Origin of the sequence: Halotalea alkalilenta DSM 17697, assembly GCF_000621205.1 — a bacterium.
GTDB lineage: Bacteria > Pseudomonadota > Gammaproteobacteria > Pseudomonadales > Halomonadaceae > Halotalea > Halotalea alkalilenta.
The window spans coordinates 124,501-141,806 of sequence record NZ_KK211229.1; the positions used below are offsets into that span (position 1 = coordinate 124,501).

Annotated in this window: 16 protein-coding genes and 1 tRNA gene; 7 read left to right on the top strand and 10 right to left on the bottom strand. The window is 59.5% G+C overall.

Features of this window, described 5'->3' with window-relative positions; genetic code table 11:
* Nucleotides 1–6 precede the first annotated feature (6 nt).
* Nucleotides 7–354 carry a c-type cytochrome gene (locus tag Q376_RS22910; RefSeq protein ID WP_052365348.1) on the bottom strand — a complete coding sequence of 116 codons (348 nt, stop codon included), beginning with the start codon at nucleotides 352–354 and terminating at the stop codon, nucleotides 7–9.
* Between the two features lie 336 nt (nucleotides 355–690).
* Between Q376_RS22910 and Q376_RS0114975 the strand changes: the two genes are divergently transcribed.
* From Q376_RS0114975 to Q376_RS0114985, 3 genes are all read left to right on the top strand, one after another.
* Nucleotides 691–767: transfer RNA gene (locus Q376_RS0114975), tRNA-Arg, on the top strand.
* Between the two features lie 149 nt (nucleotides 768–916).
* Nucleotides 917–1,969 carry an AAA family ATPase gene (locus tag Q376_RS0114980; protein WP_027350988.1) on the top strand — a complete coding sequence of 351 codons (1,053 nt, stop codon included), beginning with the start codon at nucleotides 917–919 and terminating at the stop codon, nucleotides 1,967–1,969.
* A complete protein-coding gene (locus Q376_RS0114985) occupies nucleotides 1,966–2,472 on the top strand; it encodes a hypothetical protein (protein ID WP_027350989.1) in 507 nt (168 codons plus the stop codon). The genes Q376_RS0114980 and Q376_RS0114985 overlap by 4 nt, the downstream gene beginning before the upstream one ends.
* Nucleotides 2,473–2,592: 120 nt before the next feature.
* Here the strand turns inward: Q376_RS0114985 and Q376_RS0114990 are convergent, their stop codons facing one another.
* From Q376_RS0114990 to Q376_RS22915, 6 genes are read right to left on the bottom strand one after another with little or no spacing between them, the layout of a single operon-like run.
* Nucleotides 2,593–4,257 carry an ABC transporter ATP-binding protein gene (locus Q376_RS0114990; protein WP_027350990.1) on the bottom strand — a complete coding sequence of 555 codons (1,665 nt, stop codon included), beginning with the start codon at nucleotides 4,255–4,257 and terminating at the stop codon, nucleotides 2,593–2,595.
* The gene (locus Q376_RS0114995) at nucleotides 4,254–5,084 is read right to left on the bottom strand and encodes an ABC transporter permease (RefSeq protein WP_027350991.1); all 831 of its coding nucleotides are present in this window, start codon (nucleotides 5,082–5,084) and stop codon (nucleotides 4,254–4,256) included. Before Q376_RS0114995 ends, Q376_RS0114990 begins: the two co-directional genes overlap by 4 nt.
* The gene (locus tag Q376_RS0115000) at nucleotides 5,081–6,025 is read right to left on the bottom strand and encodes an ABC transporter permease (RefSeq protein WP_027350992.1); all 945 of its coding nucleotides are present in this window, start codon (nucleotides 6,023–6,025) and stop codon (nucleotides 5,081–5,083) included. The genes Q376_RS0114995 and Q376_RS0115000 overlap by 4 nt, the downstream gene beginning before the upstream one ends.
* 12 nt (nucleotides 6,026–6,037) lie before the next feature.
* A complete protein-coding gene (locus tag Q376_RS0115005; protein ID WP_052365349.1) occupies nucleotides 6,038–7,588 on the bottom strand; it encodes an ABC transporter substrate-binding protein in 1,551 nt (516 codons plus the stop codon).
* A gap of 49 nt (nucleotides 7,589–7,637) precedes the next feature.
* Entirely contained in the window at nucleotides 7,638–8,774 is a 1,137-nt protein-coding gene (locus tag Q376_RS0115010) for a C45 family autoproteolytic acyltransferase/hydrolase (RefSeq protein WP_027350994.1), read from the bottom strand.
* Nucleotides 8,771–9,628: a hypothetical protein gene (locus tag Q376_RS22915; protein WP_211266687.1), complete on the bottom strand. Its 858-nt coding sequence runs from the start codon at nucleotides 9,626–9,628 to the stop codon at nucleotides 8,771–8,773. The genes Q376_RS0115010 and Q376_RS22915 overlap by 4 nt, the downstream gene beginning before the upstream one ends.
* Before the next feature lie 196 nt (nucleotides 9,629–9,824).
* Between Q376_RS22915 and Q376_RS0115020 the strand changes: the two genes are divergently transcribed.
* Nucleotides 9,825–10,421 carry a GntR family transcriptional regulator gene (locus tag Q376_RS0115020; protein WP_027350995.1) on the top strand — a complete coding sequence of 199 codons (597 nt, stop codon included), beginning with the start codon at nucleotides 9,825–9,827 and terminating at the stop codon, nucleotides 10,419–10,421.
* Nucleotides 10,422–10,614: 193 nt separating this feature from the next.
* Nucleotides 10,615–10,857, top strand: a complete 243-nt coding sequence (locus tag Q376_RS0115025) for a hypothetical protein (RefSeq protein WP_155834371.1) — start codon at nucleotides 10,615–10,617, stop codon at nucleotides 10,855–10,857.
* Nucleotides 10,858–11,248: 391 nt separating this feature from the next.
* On the opposite strand, the gene Q376_RS24930 is transcribed toward Q376_RS0115025, so the two are convergent.
* Nucleotides 11,249–11,689, bottom strand: a complete 441-nt coding sequence (locus tag Q376_RS24930; RefSeq protein WP_155834372.1) for a hypothetical protein — start codon at nucleotides 11,687–11,689, stop codon at nucleotides 11,249–11,251.
* Nucleotides 11,690–12,886: 1,197 nt separating this feature from the next.
* On the opposite strand from Q376_RS24930, the gene Q376_RS0115030 reads away from it, so the two are divergent.
* Complete coding sequence (locus Q376_RS0115030; protein ID WP_052365350.1) at nucleotides 12,887–13,597, top strand: autoinducer binding domain-containing protein; 711 nt, start codon at nucleotides 12,887–12,889, stop codon at nucleotides 13,595–13,597.
* Between the two features lie 253 nt (nucleotides 13,598–13,850).
* Complete coding sequence (locus tag Q376_RS0115035) at nucleotides 13,851–15,032, top strand: NAD(P)/FAD-dependent oxidoreductase (protein WP_027350998.1); 1,182 nt, start codon at nucleotides 13,851–13,853, stop codon at nucleotides 15,030–15,032.
* A 145-nt stretch (nucleotides 15,033–15,177) separates the two neighbouring features.
* Here Q376_RS0115035 and mqo read toward each other — a convergent pair whose 3' ends face one another.
* Nucleotides 15,178–16,845 carry a malate dehydrogenase (quinone) gene (gene mqo, locus Q376_RS0115040; protein WP_027350999.1) on the bottom strand — a complete coding sequence of 556 codons (1,668 nt, stop codon included), beginning with the start codon at nucleotides 16,843–16,845 and terminating at the stop codon, nucleotides 15,178–15,180.
* A 39-nt stretch (nucleotides 16,846–16,884) separates the two neighbouring features.
* Nucleotides 16,885–17,163, bottom strand: coding sequence for a hypothetical protein (locus Q376_RS24935; protein ID WP_155834373.1), 279 nt, complete (start codon nucleotides 17,161–17,163; stop codon nucleotides 16,885–16,887).
* Nucleotides 17,164–17,306: the final 143 nt, after the last annotated feature.

A 17,306-nucleotide genomic window follows, 5' to 3' on the forward strand; every position in this document is an offset into this window, starting at 1 on the left:
CGGCCCTCAATCGCTCTGCGCGGTGATGGGTCTGAACAGATAGTCGACCGCGGCGAACACCTCGTCATCGCTGAGCGCGGCATTGCCACCGCGCGCCGGCATCCCACCGGTGCCGTTGAGCGCATTGGCGTAGAGCGTCTCGACCCCCTGGTCGTACAGCCGCGCCAAGCGCTCGATGTTACCGCGCTGCGGCCCCCGGCCGCTTTCATGGCATCCGGCGCAGTTGGCGTCGAAGATCGCCTCGCCATCGGGCTGCGCCGCCTGGAGGTGGAACGCCAGGATCAAACCCAGCAGCGCGGCCAGCGCGAACGGCAGGCTCCAGGCGAGCCGCCACAGGCCCTGGCGTTGCCTCATCGATGGTGAAGCCCTCACCCTGAAGCGGCGGGGATGAGGAGAAGTGCGTAACGGCCGGGAAGCGGAGCGCAGTGCCATGCTAACCTCCTCGAGGAGTGAACCCCCGGTATCGTTATCGATTAGAGTCACACTTGGGAGTCGACGCCAAATCGACCCTGTTCTCAGCGTAGCCCGGCCTGCGCGGAAGGATGGGTTATCCACAGCTGGTCGTAAGCTCGGCTGCGCAAAAGGGCTGTGGATAACCTTTTTCGAGCGCCTCCCGCCGAGATCAACGAGGTAGACAGACGCGCCCGCACCACGTACTATAACGCGCTGTTTCCAGTTGGAAACGTATGTGCGCCTGTAGCTCAGCTGGATAGAGTACTGCCCTCCGAAGGCAGGGGTCGTGAGTTCGAATCTCGCCAGGCGCGCCAAAATTCCAAACGCCCTCTCATGGTTATCCACGAAAGGGCGTTTTTCGTCTCCGAGGCATCCGAGGAAAAGTTGGCACGTTTTTCTAATCCCCCTACACTAGTTCGCGCTGACATTCACACACGACGCTGCAGTCGTTAGAGGGTGAGCAATGCTCAAGTCGCTCGACATCCACGCCTTGACGCTGTTTCCAAGTGTGACTTTGACCTTCTCTCCTGGGCTGAACATCATCGTTGGCGAGAATGGTGCAGGCAAGACGCATTTGCTCAAGGCTGCTTACAGCCTGTTGGCGGTGAGTGCTCAATCCGCGGAAGCCAACGAAACTCCGACCAAGAGTTTTTTGCAAAAGGCTCTGGCAGACAAATTAGTCGGTGTTTTTCGTCCCGACAGCCTGGGCCGCCTGGCGAGCCGCCGGCAAGGGCGTTCACGCTGCCATTTGGCCGCGCAATTCCAGGACAAGCGCTGCAATCTTGCCTTGAGCTTCGCCTCTAATGCGGAAAACCAAGTGGCGATAGAAGCAGCACCGACGGCCTGGTTGGATAAACTGCCGGTCTATTTGCCCACTCGAGAATTGCTTAGTCTCTACCCCGGCTTCATTTCCATGTATCGCAACCAATACGTGGATTTCGAAGAAACTTGGTACGACACTAGTCTGCTGCTGGGGCGGCCGGGCATAAGAGGCGTCAAGGAAAAACAGTTAAAGGAACTGTTGACCCTGCTCGAAGATGCGATGGGTGGCAGAGTGGAGCAAGACCGCAGCGGCCGCTTCTATTTCAAGCCGGAAAGCGGTGCTCGAATCGAGATTCCCTTGGTGGCTGAGGGGCTGCGCAAGCTGGCGATGTTGGCGCGCTTGGTTGTTACTGGTAGCCTGCTCGATAAGGGCTATCTGTTCTGGGATGAACCCGAGGCTAATCTCAATCCTCGCTTGATTAAGCGTATCGCCCAGGTGTTGGTGGCGTTGTCGAAACAGGGCATCCAGATCTTCATTGCCACCCATAGTCTTTTCCTACTGAGAGAATTGGAGATTCTGCAGACTGAGGCGGCGCTCGAGGCGCGCTATTTTGCGCTTGCGCAAAGCGAGAATTTTGTCGTCCATGTACAGCAAGGAAACAGTCTCGACGATGTCGGTCCGCTGGTACTGCTCGATGAGGAAGTGCAGCAGGGCGATCGTTTCCTGGCGCTTGGTGAAGAGAGCCACGTATGACGGTGCTGGTCGAAGGTCAGTTGCACTTCGATTTTCCCGACGATTGGGAAGCGAGTAAGCTGGATGATTGGCACAGCTATCGGAGATGTTTCGCCACTTTGGACAATGGTATCAAATGCGTGGATTTCCTCGCCTACGGCCCCGGTCGAGATGTGTGGCTGATCGAGGTGAAAGATTACCGTCAGGGTCGTATAACCTCGATGAGCGAGTTGATCGAAGCGGTTGTTGGCAAGGTACGCGATAGCCTCGGCGTTGTCAGTAGCGCCTGCTGGCAGCACCAGGCGCCGGAGGAGCAGCGACTGGCACGTTTGGCGACCCAGAAAGGGCGCTTGAACATCGTACTTCACATCGAGCAGCCGCGGCATCGCAGTCGCCTGAGGCCAGAGCCGCTCGATCGAGCTTCACTCAAGCAAAGTCTGCGCCGAAAACTCCACAAGCTCAGTGCCAGCCAGTGGGTCGTCGACAGCCGCAGTAGTGGCGATCTGCCCTGGGCGGTGAACTGACCCATTCGGAATCGGGAAGCGCTTAAGGCCGGCAGGACTCGCGGCAACTGCGTATATCTCAGCTTTCGACACCGCCACCGCGCAGGCGCAAACGTTGCGTGCTTGCGCCCTATCCCTCCCTTACCCCTCTTGCTCTATCGGGTCGATGAATGCGCGAGGCTTCAGCTGGAAGCCTCCGCTTTCGCATGCCGACAGCAGTGGCAGGGAGGAGAGCAGGCGTCGGGTATAGGCATGGCGAGGCGCGTCGAGCACTTCGTCGCGCTCACCGCTCTCGACGATCCGACCCTGCTCCATCACCACTACCCGGTGGGCGATCTGCTCGACCACGCCCAGATCGTGGGTGATCAGCAGACAGGCGAAGCCGTAGTGGCGCTGCAGCTCGCCCAGCAGGGTGAGGATCTGTTTCTGGACCGTCATGTCCAGGGCCGAGGTGGGCTCGTCGGCGACGATGAACCTTGGCTTGCGCGCGATCGCTCTGGCGATCGCCACGCGCTGGCGCTGGCCTCCGGAGAGCTGGTGTGGAAAACGCTCGAGAAAGGCTGGATCGAGCCCTACCTCTTCGACTACCTCCCATACCCGCGCCTGTCGCTGTGCGCGATTCATGGTCTCGACCAAGCGCAGCGGTTCGTCGATGATCTGCCGGACGCGCATGCGTGGATCCAGCGAGGAGAAGGGGTCCTGCTGGATCATCTGGCAGTCGAGCCGCCAGGCTCGGCGCTGGCGCTGGTCCATGGCGGACCATGGGGTGCCCGAGAAGCACAGCTCGCCGCTTCGCAGTGGCACCAGGCCGACGATCGCTTTGCCCACCGTGGTCTTGCCGGAGCCGCTGGCGCCGACCAGCGCGACGGTTTCGCCCTTGGCCACCGCTACGCTGAAATCGTCGACCGCGCGCTTGGCGATCGCTGCGCCGAACCAACGCTTGCGCCCCGGATACTCGATCACCGCTTGGTTCAGGGCCAGTACCGGCGGGCCGCTGTGCTCGGGGGCGGGCAGGGCGACTCGCCTTGGCAGCGCGTCGAGCAGTTTGCGGGTGTAAGGGTGCTGGGGCGCGGCCAGCAGCCTCTCGGTGGTGCCCTGTTCGACCAGACGACCCTCGCGCATCACCAGTATGCGCGAGGCATAGTGGGCGACCATGGCCAGATCATGGCTGATCAGGATCGCCGCGTTGCCCTGCTCGCGCGTCAGCGCCAGCAGCGTCTCCATCACTTCGCGCTGGACCACTGCGTCCAGTGCGGTGGTCGGCTCGTCGGCGATGACCAGCGAGGGCGACATCAGCATCACCGAGGCGATCATGATGCGCTGGCGCATGCCGCCGGAGAACTCATGCGGATAGCAGTCGAGCAGATTGGCGTCCCGCGCAAGGCCCACTCGCTCGAGCATCGCGAGGATGCGCTGTTCGCGTTCGGCTCGGCTGATCCGGGTATGCAGCTTCAGCCCCTCATGCAGCTGCCGTCCTATCTTCAGGGCCGGGTTCAGGGAGGTCATCGGCTCCTGGAAAATCATCCCCAGGCGGTGGCCCCGCAGCGTCTTGAGCGCTCTCAGCTCGTCGATGCGGTACTCCTCGCCGTCGAAACGCATGCGGCCTTCATCGCATTCCACCCCGGTCGGCAGCAGGCCCATCAGCGCCCGCGTGGCGAGCGTCTTGCCGCTGCCCGATTCGCCGACGATGGCGATGGTTTCTCCGCGAAAGAGTTCGAAGCCGATGTCATCCACGACGACCTTGCCGTTGGCGGCTATCGTCATCCCTTCGACCGCCAGCAGTGGGAGATCCTCGGTGCTGCTCATCGTTGCATCCTCGGGTCGAGGAGATCGCGCAGCGCGTCGCCGAGCAGGTTGACGCCAAGCAGGGCGAACGAGATGCATAGCCCCGGGAAGATCGCCAGCCAAGCGGCATCGGAGAGATTGTCGCGGCTGGCGGCGAGCATGTTGCCCCAGGTGGGCTCGGGCGGCGGCACGCCGAGGCCGAGGAAGGAGAGCGCGCTCTCGGAGATGATCACCCAGCCGAGCATGGAGGTAGCCAGCACGATCAGCGGCGCCAGGCAGTTCGGCAGGATATGGCGCAGCAGGATGAATCCCTCAGAGTGGCCCATCACTCTCGATGCCTCTACATAGTCGCTCTCTCGCAGGCTGCGCACGGTGCTGCGCACGATCCTCACCACCGAGGGGCAGTAGGCCAGGCCCAGTGCCAGGACGATGCCATAGCGGCTATTGCCCAGTACGCTCAGCAAGCCCAGGGCGAGCAGTATTCCCGGGAAGGCCAGCAGGGTGTTGGTGATCATCATCACCGCCCTGTCCACCACGCCACCGAGGTAGCCGCTGAGGATGCCGAGGCAAACGCCGGTCAGGGTCGCGGCGAGCACGGTGAGCACGGCGATCGAAAGAGTGGTGAAGGCCGCATTCATCAAGCGGCTCATTACGTCGCGGCCGAACTCGTCGGTTCCCAGCCAGTGCTGGGCGCCGGGCGCTTGCAGCTTGCCGAGGATATCGATCGCGAGCGGATCGAATGGCGTCCAGAGCAAACCAGCCAGTGCCGCCAATACAAGCGTGCCGATCATCGCTGAGCCGAGCAGGGCATTGAGGGCGGGGAGGGCGAATCTTGGCTTGGTGGTCATGCGTCCTTCACCCTTGGGTCGAACAACGGGTGAATCGCATCGATGCCGATATTGACCACGATGTAGAGCGACGCGATGAACAGCATGCAGCCCTGTACGACTGGGTAATCGCGGGCGTAGATGCCGTCGACGAGTAGACGGCCCAAGCCGGGGAGGGTGAAGACCGTCTCGACTACGGCGATGCCGCTGAGCAGGTTGCCGAGCATGATGCCCATCAGGGTGAGCGTGGGGCCGAAGGCGTTGGGGAAGGCGTGGCGGGCCAACACCATCGCCTCTCCTACGCCTTTGGCACGTGCATGCGAGATGTAGTCCAGCCGCAGCACCTCCAGCGTGCTCGAGCGCATCATTCGCACCAGGGTGCCGCTTTCGACCAGCACCAGGGTGATGATCGGCATGATCAGATAAAGCAGACCGGTGTGGAAATCCTCGCGCAGCGAGACGTACCCCACCACGGGTAGCCAGCCCAGCTGCAGGCCGAAGAGCAGCAGCAGCAAGAGCCCCATCCAGAAGCTTGGGATCGAGAGCAGTAGGGTGGCGAGCGTCACCAGCCCGACGTCGAGCCGGGAGTTCTGCTTCCAGGCTGCGATCATGCCGATCGGGATGGCGATCAACGAGGCGATCACGATGGCTACCAGCACGATGCTCAGCGTCACGCCGAAGCGCTGGATGATCATCGGCGCAATGGCTTGGCCGGTCTGGATGGAGTGGCCGAAGTCCCCCTGCAGCACTTGTGAAATCCAGATCAGGTATTGCTGGGGATAGGAGAGATCGAGCCCCATCTGCTGGCGTACCCGGGCCAGGCTCTGCTCGGTGGCGAGATCGCCAAGCAGCAGTTGAGCGGGGTCTCCCGGAACCAGTCGGATCAGTAGGAAGATCAGCACCGAGACCAGGATGAGGGTGGGTATCGAGGAGCCGATTCGCCTAACCAAGTGCAAGAACATGGTGCTCTCCGGTCACTGGGTGATACTGACGTTCCAAAGCCTGGGCGACTCGCCGAACCAAGGGGCGAAGCCTTCGACACGATCGCGATAGGCCGCGATAGAGACGCCGGGAAAGAGGAAGATCAATGGCGTTTGTTCGATCATGAGGGTGTGCAGTTCATCCACCAGCGCTTGGCGCTGCCCGGTATCCTCGGTGAGCGAAAGCGCTTGGATCAGCTCTTGCGCTCTTGGGTCGTCCCACACTTTCCTCGGCTCTTGCGTCTTGTCTCCGGTGATCTGCTCGAACATCAAGGCGGGGTCGAAGCGCGCCGAGTAGGTGAACGACATCATCTGGTAACGCCCGCTGGAGTAGCGGTCGAGCTGTGTCGCCCACTCCATGGTGTTGACCCGGGCATTGATGCCGGCCGCCTGCATCATCGACTGCGCGATGATCGCGACGTCGTAGCTCGGCACCTTCGGGCGCTGGTTGGCGATGATCTCGATCGGTTCATTGTTGTAGCCGGCCTCGGCGAGCAGCTCGCGCGCGGCCTGCGGGTCGTATTCATAGCCGGTTCGCTGTACTTCGCCGTACCAGGCCGAGGAGATCGGTACGTTCGAGTTGCTCGGCGTGGCCATGCCCTCGCTGCTGCCGAGTGCGACCTGCTCGGTATCGATCGCCAGTGCTACGGCCCTGCGGACCCTTGGGTCGTCGAGCGGAGGGGCGTTGGTCTGGATCAGCAGTCCGTTTCGCAGCCCATTGTCGGCGGTGTCGATCTTGATTCCGGATGCGTTGCGCAGCGCCCGGGCATCGGTGGCGCTGATCGGCGCTACGTCGATGTTCCCCGCCTGGAGACCCGCCACCACGGTGGCCGGGTCGGGTATGACCAGGATTCGCACGGTGCCGATCCGCGGCTCCTTGCCGCCTACGTAGCCGTCCATCGGTTCTTCGCGGGAGGTGTAATCCGCAAAGCGCGTCAGGATGATCGAGCGGTTGTGGTTCCACTGCTCGAGCTTGTAGGGACCGGTGCCGACCGGCTCGCGCCACGCGCCGTTCTCATCCAGCGAATCGGGGTGGATCACCGCTACCGCACCGCAGTCGGGGCGCGCCATGTTGGCCAGGAACAGAGCGCTGGGAGATGCCAGCGTCATGGTCACGGTGTGGTCATCCACCGCTGTCACCTCGGTGACCTGCAAATCCGAACTGCCGTCGAAATCACTGACGCAGCGCCACTGAGTATCTGGATCCATCCAGCGGTTCCAGCTCCACACCACGTGCTCCGCGGTCATCGTCTCGCCGTTGTGGAACCGTACACCCTGGCGAAGGTGGAAGGTGTAGGTGCGGCCATCGTCTGAGACTTCGTAGCTTTGGGCCAGCATCGGGCCGACGCTGCCATCCTCGCGGTAACCGACCAGGCCCTCGACGATATGCATCATCACGCCATCGGTATTGCCGTCGCGGTTGACGCCGGGCTGGGTGCTGCGAATGTCCGCGTTCATGGCCACGGTGATGGTGTCGTTGGCCGCCGCGCCGGCCGAGGTCAATCCGCACAGCAATAGCAGCGGTATGCAAGCAAGGAGCTTCATGACGGATTCCTTCTAATTGTTAGATCTTTCAGTCACGCGCATTCGCCGTTCACACGCCAACGGCGATCTTTTCCTGCAAATGGTATTGGCCGAATTCCTGGTTCAATGCCGGCAGCGGGGCCACTTCGAGCCTGCCCAGCGCGGGCTCCATCATCACCATGGCGACGGTGGCGGAAAGATCCCCCTGGAAGCCAGGGCGGGGAGGACGGCACACGGAGTAGGGAGAGGCGAAATCGTCGAAGAACGCGGCCTTCAAATCATCGACACCCACGCGCTTGCCGCTCGCCTCGAGCCTTCTGCGCACCCGCCAGGCGCGGTAGAGGCTGTCGGGAGAGGTTTCGATGCCGCGCTCCTGGAGCTTGGCCAGTGCGACGTCGCTCATCCAGTGGTTGGCATGCACGATGATGTCGTCGCTCGGATACAGCGCGAAGCTTTCATCCGGTGCGCACTCGAAGTCGATGGCGAAGCCCTCTGCGCTGCTGAGCATCATGTTGTTCGAGCAGGACTTGGGCGTCGTCGCGACTACTTTCATCGCCAATGCCATGTGCGATTGCTCCAGAACCTTGCGTCGAATCAAGGAAAGGGGCACGCCGATCTGGCGGTAGTCGCGCTCGCAGCGCAGGAAATTCGCCGTTATCGCCAGGCCCGCGCCGTTGAGCCCGCTGCGCGCGAGCCCTCCGGCTTCGACGAAGGTGAGCAGCTCCGGGCCCTCTTCACGCTGCACGCGCAGCACCACGGAAGTTTCAACGCACTCCGCCCGCCAGTCCCAGTTCTGGCCATGGATCAAGCGTCCGCTGGCGCTGCGTTCGGGGAGAATCACCGCGCCCGTGCAGCCATCCTCGATCGAGTCGTCGTGCAGCGGCTCCTGCCTGGCGATCATCCTCGCGCGTGAAACGACCTCGGTGCGGGCGTTGATCATCACGATGTCGGCAAGGCTCACCGAGGCGCCTTCGGCGATGCCACGCATCTCCTCGAGATAGTCGGCATCGAATCGGGCGATCTGTACTTCGAACTCCCCGAGCAGCGCCGTACGTTTCGCATCATCCAGACCCAGCGAGGAGAGCTGGTCACCGTACACCGCCACGCTTTGGCCAATTCGCGACGCGGCTTGCTCTCCGTACTGCCGGCCACGCACCCGCGGCGGGCCGCTGATCTCGATCAAGGGAAACGGCTTCGGAGCATTCATTTGGCATCGTCCTTGGCTTGATCTTCCAGTACGCGTTTGAAGAAGGCTTTCACGGTGGGCAGCACCTTCATGCCGTCGTGGGGCACATTGGGTACGATCGACTGCTCGACCCGCATGCCGTGGGCCTTGAGATTGGAGAGCAGGGCGGTATTGCGATCGACCCGTGTCGGCCCGGTATCGTTGATGCCCTCTTTCCAGCGACGTGATCCCGGTGGGTGATTGATCTCCCAGGTTTCGAGATCCGCCGCACCCACCACCAGCTGGATGGCGACGTCGCGCATCGCCGACAGATCGATGGGATGGCCGAATATTCGTTCGAAATCACGTATCCCCACCCACCAGTCACGGGTGTCGTCGAGCAGGGTGACCGAACCAGGGGCGCCGATCGATGCCGCCAGCAGTCTCTGAGGATGCAGATACATGAAGCGGTGGGTGAAGTGGCCGCCGCCGGAGTAGCCGAACATGAGGAACTTCGTGGCATCGATGCCTAGGGCAGTTGCGACCTCGTCGATCATCGCGAGCATCACCAGGTCGTAACGAATGTTGCCCTCGATGATGTACTTGAAGCCGTCCGGCTCTCCGTCGCCGCAGGGGCCCACGGGGAACAAAGGCGCCAGCACCACGCACCGGTGATAGAGCGCGAACTCCACGAAGGCATCGCGATAGGCACTCATGGTGCGGCCAGTGCCATGAACGGCGACCAGCAGCCTATAACTCTCCGGTGCCTGGTCCAACTCAGGGGGGACGTAAAGGCAGTAGCTGAACCTGGGGTCCTCGCGGCAAGCGAACACCGTAGTGCTGCCCCGGTGGTACTGCTGTCTGTAGCGCTCTGAGGGCGCGTCAACGACTGGCATCAGCATCGCGGCTCTTGTTGAAATTGTGGGTTGTTGGATCGGCCGATAGGCGAGAGTTAACCATACGCCAAAATTGGCGCCAATATGTTTTTAGAAAATCGATCCGATTTTTGCTTTCCCTCTGGGCTGCCCTACACTAGGCCCGGCCGACGCTAGGCGCCGGCGATTTCCAAAGGCAACGCATGGGACGAATCGGGTGAATAGCGCAGAACTCGCGGACCGCATCGCGCATGACATCAATACCGGCGAGCTCACTTCGGGGACTTGGCTCAAGCAGGTGGACCTGGAGCAGCGCTACCAGTCTTCACGCGCAGGAGTGCGCAAGGCGTTGGATCAACTGGTCTCCGAACGGTTGGTCGAGCACGTGCCCAATCGCGGCTACCACGTATGCGTGCTGGACAAAGTCCAACGCCGGCACATCGACGAGATCCGCGCCGTGCTCGAAAGCGCCGCCGCCGCCGACATCGTCGTGCAGGCCACCGTGGAGGACATTCACCGGCTCAGGTCGCTGGCGACGGTATTCGAGGAGATGATCTTCAAGGGCTCATTGCTCCAGCAGTACGAGGCCAACCTCGCCTTTCATCGCGAACTGCTGTCGAAGTGCACCAACCGGGAGCTGGTGGCATTGGCCTTCGCCCAGCGTGGCCGGGTCGCCGGCGCTAGGATCGGCCAGTGGGCGACGCGCGAGTTGGCGGAGCATTCCAGCCGGGAGCATTTCGCCATGATCGACGCGGTCGAACGCCGCGACGGGGAGGGGCTGGCGCAGCTGATCCGGCAGCATATTCTCAAGTGACAGCGGGCTGTGAATATGTTCAGTGGCGGCGATCAAGAGAGTGGCATCGGCGGCTGAATAGGTTCCACGTCTTACTTTTCAAGCAGCATTATCATTCTTGACTTTTCACACTGCTTGAATGTAAATGGAATTTTATTCTCAAATTCCATTTCTCATCGACAAGTTCGACTTGAACAGCCGGGAGGAATCGAATATGAACAATGCGCTAATGAACTCAAATAAGCCTATGCGTTTGTGCGCAATGGTTTTTGGCATCTTGTTTCTTTCATCGCTTTCTTTCTTGATCTATTCGCTGCTGACTGACACCATCAGCATGGTGCTTGCAACCTCGAGGGGAGTCGTTGTTTTCTTTGTCCTTTTGTTCGTTTCACTCAATATTCGCAAGATAACTCAATTTTTAGAAAGGGAAAGAAACGACGGAGACAGCCAGCGCTGAGTTCATATTTGATACACTCGATCGGATCATTGGGAAAACATGACCCAGCGCTCTATCATCTGAGAAAAGAAAAGCTGAAAACATATAAAATTACCTTCAATGAAAATAATGCATATATGAACCGTTCCGATATGTTTATTTTCTCCCTTTTTTTCATCAAAATAAACGCAGCAACGATGATGATATCAACGAATAATTTTGGTGCTAAATATGCAATAATAGAAGAGTTTCCATTGAAAATCGATGATAATGGGAAAATAAAATGTGATATTGAAAGCAGTACGATGTAATGAATGCTGTGGTTTTTTGGGGTCATATGGGTGGGTTTCATAATTTACGATCCAGGGTTATTAGCATCGCTAATGTATGATTCCAGTCTATATGTATAAGTCTATAAATTTTCGTTATTATCTTCAAGCATTGATTCTTGGCCTATCTTTAAATAAAGACCAGAATTGCCATGCATATTGTCGATATAGATGTCAAAATCCGATAGAGATCCTGCACCGAGGTAGTTTTCCAATACATGATGTGTGCTTTCTACATATCTACCCACAGACGATAATTTGATGGAATTCTCAGGCGAGCTAATCAACATGCAAAAAGGACAGAAGTAAGTCCGTCTCCCTCCCAAAAAATCAACCGTATTGTCAATCATAGGGATCATACAATTTATATTTTTATTGCTTGAAGGAAAATAGTAAAAACACCCAGCGCCTAGCTGAGCGGTGATAGTCTGATCGTTCAAATCAAAATAAGACACTTTCATGTTGATGTTGCCTAATATATTGATCATATCCCCTAAAGAGGCAAATTCGTTTTCTTTTCTCATTTTTGTACTCTAAAATATCTGAAGGCGGTCTCGGCTACCAAGGGAAGTATCCGGCCCAATCCACATAGTGTCACCATGACTCATTGCTATCGCCACTTCTGCTCCAGCATCATGGTGGTTTCGTTCCACTTCAATCAAACTCGCTGCCTGTTATCAGGGGCGTGCACCGGTATCATGCGTGGTAAATCGCTCGCCATGTACTTGGCCTCGATACGATACATGAACAAGCCTGGCTGCTGACCGGGTCCGTTTGCCACGCCGTCGATTACGCCAGCGCTTTAAACCGCATTCCGGAGAGGGCTGATAGATGGCGTCTTACATCATTCGCTGGATTGGCGGATGCCGATGTCCCGATGCTTCGGAAAACGATTGCCGGTTCGAGCGTACTTCGTTAACGCTACTTTTGGGTTTGATTTCATCCAATAAAAAATTACTTATGTAAGGCCCTTTTTTGTGACCCATAATGAGAAAAAAATAAACATGGCGATTGAATAAAATAATGACATGAATAGTATTTTTTCGTCTCCATAGTCGATGGCAGAAAATTTTTGAATTAGACTTAGCCCTGTGTAAAAAAGAGAAAAAAGGATTGGAATCAAATAAGACTGATAATACCATTTCTTTCCTTTCATTTTCCTTCACTCTCTGCAGTTAGATTCTAATAACGTATTATTTTCTTGGTCACGTGGGAAATGTACCAGATATCCTTTTATGCGCGGGATGTCGAGATTTTCTACATCCACATCATATTATCGCCCAGCAGTATACTGTCGGTTCGTTACGATAGCCATTTCAGCGCCGCTTTTTACCGGTAAACCATGATGCGCTTGACGGTATTGCCCATGTTCTCAGTGGATTCATCGATCAATGCTTCGGATATCCGATCACGTCCGTTGAGGATGCGCTACTGTCAACTCTGACAGTGTGCAAGTCTGACAGTGTGCAAGTGAGAGCGGCCGGCAGTGGGGGACGTACGCGTGAGGCGTGCAGATCACGGTCATTGCCGTGGATAGGATGCGTCTGCGAAAAATCGCTAGGGCTTCGAGAGTGCCGTCCGACGGCACACCTTAGGTGTATGCCGCTCCTGAGTAGTTTCGAGGAGGCGAAGAGGGTTAGATTGGCAAGCGACGCAGGGGAGCGATCGTTTTCGTCACGTATAGGAGTGCGGCAGCCGGGTGCAGGTCGAGGATGATCACAATGACAACAGGAAGCTGGCGTGAGGAACTGATTCACTCGCTGTCCCAGGCGCACTCCGCGGAGCAGGTTTTCGCTCAGACCGTGGCGCGGGTGAAGGCGCTGGGCTTCGAGCACTGTTCCTACGGTTTGTGTTTTGCTTTCCCAATCACACAGCCCAAAGTGCGGATACTCGATACCTATCCGGCACCGTGGCGGACCCGCTATCGGGAACAGGGCTATGTGAGCACCGATCCCACGGTACTGCATGGCATGAAGAGCCCGATGCCAGTGGTATGGGAGGCGCTGTCCGCGCACAACCGCAGGCTGTGGGAGGAGGCGCGAGGGCATGGCTTGGTCCATGGCTGGTCGCGAGCTAGCCGTGGTGAGCTGGGCGTCATCGGGGTATTTTCAGTCTGTCGTGACGTCGAGTCGATCTCTGTAAAAGAGCTGGATGAAATCGAGCCCCATCTGGTTTGGCTGAGCGAGCATGCCCATCTAGGCATCTCGCAGCGGCTGATGGCCCAAGCGGTGCCGAAGAAGGCGCTTTCAGCGCGCGAGATCGAGGTGCTGCGCTGGACTGCCGATGGTAAGACAGCAGCGGAAATCGGTGCGATATTGCAGCTCACCGAGCGGACGGTGAACTTCCATGTCGGTAACGCCACTGAGAAGCTCGGCGTTAGCAACAAGACGGCGGCGGTACTGCGCGCAGCAATGCTCGGTTGGCTGAGCTGAGCACCCAAACGCCCAATCGTCTGCCCTCTGGCGCTGCTCGCCTGTCAAGTCGCGGTGCTGTGCGGCACCCTCGTTGGCCAGCCCCGAGGCCTTCGAGGTCGGGGCGACCGGCGTTTACGCATACTGAGGCAAGGTCAGTCTGCCGGCAGCGTCCGGAGCGCGACCCTTCTGCCTTTTCGCTGGCGCGTTTCGTCGGTTGGACAGGCAATACGCAGCGCTCCCTTTCTCTTCATGGCTGAGTACAAGACCAACAATGAACCAGCACTTCGATGTCATCGTGATTGGCGCCGGGATCAGCGGTAGCGCCACCGCTTACTCGTTGGCCAAGGAGGGGCACTCCGTAGCCGTGATCGATCGCTTCGCTCCCGCGGCGATGGCCTCGGGCTGGACGTTGGCGGGTGTCCGCCAATCGGGCCGCGATCCGGCGGAGCTGCCGCTGGCGCGAGCGGCGGTGGCGATATGGGAGACGCTTCACGAGGAGCTCGAGGCGCCGCTGCACTACACGCGCAAGGGCAACTTGCGCCTGGCCCGCAACGAGGATGAGTACGACCAGGTTCGGCGCATGGTCGCCGAGCAGGCCCGCTTGGGACTGGCGCTTACCTTCCTGCCTGACAATCAAGCGATCCGCGCCGTGGCACCCAGAGTTTCGACCGAGATTCTCGGCGCCTCCTGGTGCCCTAGCGATGGACACGCCGACCCTCACGCCACGGTGAACGCATACGTTGCCGCGGCGGGCAGGAGGGGGGTGTCCTTCCTGCTCGGTCAGCGGGTGAGCTCGATCTGCACGGAGGGTGGTCGTGTCACCGGCGTCGTCACCGAGCATGGCCGTATCGGTGCGGCCTGCGTCGTGCTGACCGCGGGAGTGCTCGGCAACGAGCTGCTGAATCCGCTTGGCCTTGAAGTGCCGCTGGATGTCCAGATGGTGACGGTGATCCGCAGCGTCCCGGTCGCACCGTTGATCGAGCCGGTGATCGGCGTCGCTGGCGGCGACTGGGCCGGCCGTCAGCAGCTCGATGGTCGTCTGCGGATCACCAGCGGCGTTCACCCCTGGCACGGAGGGATGTCGATCGACACCGGCATGGATGGTCCTCGGCCTGTGGTGCCGCCGCGGATGGAGAGCGTGGCGGAGGTCGTCGCCAAACTGGAGCAGCTGCTTCCCGGCGCTTCCGCGGCTCCGGTCGAGGCGCTATGGGCTGGATTGATCGACCTGACGCCGGATGCGCTGCCGGTGATCGCTACCGCGCCGGGGATCGACGGGCTGGTAGTCGGGATGGGCTTCTCGGGGCACGGCTTCTGCCTCGGTCCGGTGACCGGGATGCTGCTCGCCGACCTCGCGCTCGGGCGTCCCCCCCGGCATGCGCTCGATGCCTTCTCGTTCGAGCGCTTCGCCGCGGGGCGTGCCGGATCGGTGGAGCCTCCTACGCTGCACGGCTGATCGAACCGCCAGCACTTGTCTGCCAACGAACACGGGCTGATGCGTCCCAGCGAGGTATTGGCCGATGATGTCCTGGCACCATCGTGGAAAACCAAAAAGGGAGCCTCGCGGCTCCCCTTTCGTCTGCTCTACTTGCCGCCCTGGCTCAGACTTCCTGGGCTTCGGGCTCAGGCTGCTGTGCTTCCTGATCGTCGGACTGCTCGACCGGCGGTAGGTCGTCTTCCGGAGCGGGCGTCGATTCGACCTCTTCGCTCGGCATCGGCTCGCTCAGCTCCAGCAACTCGTGGGTCTGGAGCCGTACCTGGCGCAGCAGCTCGGGGTTCTCGGAGAGCTTCTGGCCGTAGGACGGGATGATTTCGTGCAGCTTCTGCTGCCACTCGGCGCTGGCGACTTCCTCGGGGAAGGCGCGTTCGATCAGGCGAAGCATGATCGAAGGGGAGGTGGAGGCACCTGGGGATGCGCCCATCAGCGCTGCCAGCGAGCCGTCGGAGGCGATCACGGTATCGGTGCCGAACTCGAGCACTCCGCCTTTCTCTTCGTCGTTCCTGATGATCTGTACGCGCTGCCCTGCGGTCCAAAGCTTCCAGTCGTCCGGATTGACCTCAGGATAGTAGTCGCGGAGGGAGGCGATGCGATCGTCCTGCGACATCATCAGCTGACCGATCAGATAACGCGACAGGCTGAGGTTGTGCCAGCCAGCCTGGACCATCGGCCAGGTATTGCTGAAGGTCATCGAGCTGAACAGGTCGGTCCACGAGCCCTGCTTGAGGAACTTGCTGGAGAAGGTCGCGAAAGGCCCGAACATCAGCGCAGGCTCGCCATCGAGCACGCGACGGTCGAGGTGGGGCACCGACATCGGCGGCGAACCTACCGAGGCTTTGCCATAGGCCTTGGCATCATGCCGGGCGACGACTTCGGGGTTGGTGGTATAGAGGAACTGACCACCGACCGGGAAGCCAGCGTAGTCCTTGCTTTCGGGAATACCCGAGCGCTGCAGCAGCTTCAATGCGGCACCGCCCGCGCCGATGAAGACGAAGCGTGCATCGACGCTGGTCTCACGGCCGCCGTCGTTGAGGTCGGCGATCGTGACTTTCCAGGTGCCGTCGTCGTTGCGGGTCAGGTCGCGCACTTCGCTGCCGGTGGAGAGCGAGAAACCTTTGCGCTGGGTAAGCGCAGTGAGGGTTTGCCGGGTGATTTCGCCGAAATTGACATCGGTACCGATCGGCATGCGGGTGGCCGCGATGCGATCGCCGGGGGCGCGGCCCTCGATCAGAAGCGGTGCCCATTCGGCGATCTGATCGTAGTCCTCGGAGTATTCCATTCCCGCGTAGAGCGGGTTCTGGACCATCGCTTCATGGCGTTTGCGCAGGAACTCGACGTTGTCGTCGCCCCAGACGAAGCTCATGTGCGGCGTAGTGTTGATGAAGGATCTCGGGTTGTTCAGCACACCCTGGGTCAATTGATGCGCCCAGAACTGGCGGGAGATCTCGAACTGCTCGGTGACCGCGACGGCTCTTGAAATGTCGACGCTGCCATCGGCCTGCTCGGGGGTGTAGTTGAGCTCGGCGAAGGCAGAATGCCCCGTCCCTGCATTGTTCCACGCGTTGGAACTCTCGTCGGCGACCTGGTCGAGGCGCTCATAGAGATGGATGTTCCAATCGGGTTCCAGCTCCTTCAAGTAGGTGCCCAGGGTGGCGCTCATGATGCCGCCGCCGATGAGGACGACATCCACCGGAGGCTCATCGGCGCTCCAGCTGGGCGTGGAGAGAAGGATACCCATACTGCAAAGTACGAGACTGCGGCATTTTTTCATACGGGGCTCGACACCAGGTGTGACTGATTCAGTCCACGATCAACGGATGGTTTCCGATTTTGGGCGGGAACGGAGTGTGAGCGTTGGGCTGTATTTGAGATTGAAACGCATTTTCAGCACTGCGCTGAAACGCCACATTGTAATGTCGTTGTTGGCATGAATCATCCGAAGGTTGAATGCATCTGATAAGTTTGAATTAAGTTTGGGGCAGTGAAGAAGATCGATCCGCAAGCTGGATTTGTCCATCGCCGTCTTCGAAAGCGGCGCATGGTCATTCGACTGAACGGTGCTGGCGTTAAGATCGAATTCAGTTGACAATGAATATCATTAGCGATAGAAGGCTGCTACTTCGTCTCGGCTTAAGCGCGCGGTGCTCGGGTTTGCGGGACGTTGAATGATCTAAACAAATCCAATTCAGCGATCGATTGGCTGCGCCGCTCTGGAGATGCCCCGCTGGTTTC

What these genes read in the sequence shown, in the direction of transcription:
- Q376_RS0115000 (WP_027350992.1), bottom strand. Translation starts at nt 6,025, where the DNA reads ATGTTCTTGCACTTGGTTAGGCGAATCGGCTCCTCGATACCCACCCTC.
- Q376_RS0114995 (WP_027350991.1), bottom strand. Translation starts at nt 5,084, where the DNA reads ATGACCACCAAGCCAAGATTCGCCCTCCCCGCCCTCAATGCCCTGCTC.
- Q376_RS0114985 (WP_027350989.1), top strand. Translation starts at nt 1,966, where the DNA reads ATGACGGTGCTGGTCGAAGGTCAGTTGCACTTCGATTTTCCCGACGAT.
- Q376_RS0115030 (WP_052365350.1), top strand. Translation starts at nt 12,887, where the DNA reads ATGACAACAGGAAGCTGGCGTGAGGAACTGATTCACTCGCTGTCCCAG.
- Q376_RS22915 (WP_211266687.1), bottom strand. Translation starts at nt 9,628, where the DNA reads ATGCCAGTCGTTGACGCGCCCTCAGAGCGCTACAGACAGCAGTACCAC.
- Q376_RS24930 (WP_155834372.1), bottom strand. Translation starts at nt 11,689, where the DNA reads ATGAGAAAAGAAAACGAATTTGCCTCTTTAGGGGATATGATCAATATA.
- Q376_RS0114990 (WP_027350990.1), bottom strand. Translation starts at nt 4,257, where the DNA reads ATGAGCAGCACCGAGGATCTCCCACTGCTGGCGGTCGAAGGGATGACG.
- Q376_RS0114980 (WP_027350988.1), top strand. Translation starts at nt 917, where the DNA reads ATGCTCAAGTCGCTCGACATCCACGCCTTGACGCTGTTTCCAAGTGTG.
- Q376_RS22910 (WP_052365348.1), bottom strand. Translation starts at nt 354, where the DNA reads ATGAGGCAACGCCAGGGCCTGTGGCGGCTCGCCTGGAGCCTGCCGTTC.
- Q376_RS0115010 (WP_027350994.1), bottom strand. Translation starts at nt 8,774, where the DNA reads ATGAATGCTCCGAAGCCGTTTCCCTTGATCGAGATCAGCGGCCCGCCG.
- mqo (WP_027350999.1), bottom strand. Translation starts at nt 16,845, where the DNA reads ATGAAAAAATGCCGCAGTCTCGTACTTTGCAGTATGGGTATCCTTCTC.
- Q376_RS0115025 (WP_155834371.1), top strand. Translation starts at nt 10,615, where the DNA reads ATGAACAATGCGCTAATGAACTCAAATAAGCCTATGCGTTTGTGCGCA.
- Q376_RS0115035 (WP_027350998.1), top strand. Translation starts at nt 13,851, where the DNA reads ATGAACCAGCACTTCGATGTCATCGTGATTGGCGCCGGGATCAGCGGT.
- Q376_RS0115005 (WP_052365349.1), bottom strand. Translation starts at nt 7,588, where the DNA reads ATGAAGCTCCTTGCTTGCATACCGCTGCTATTGCTGTGCGGATTGACC.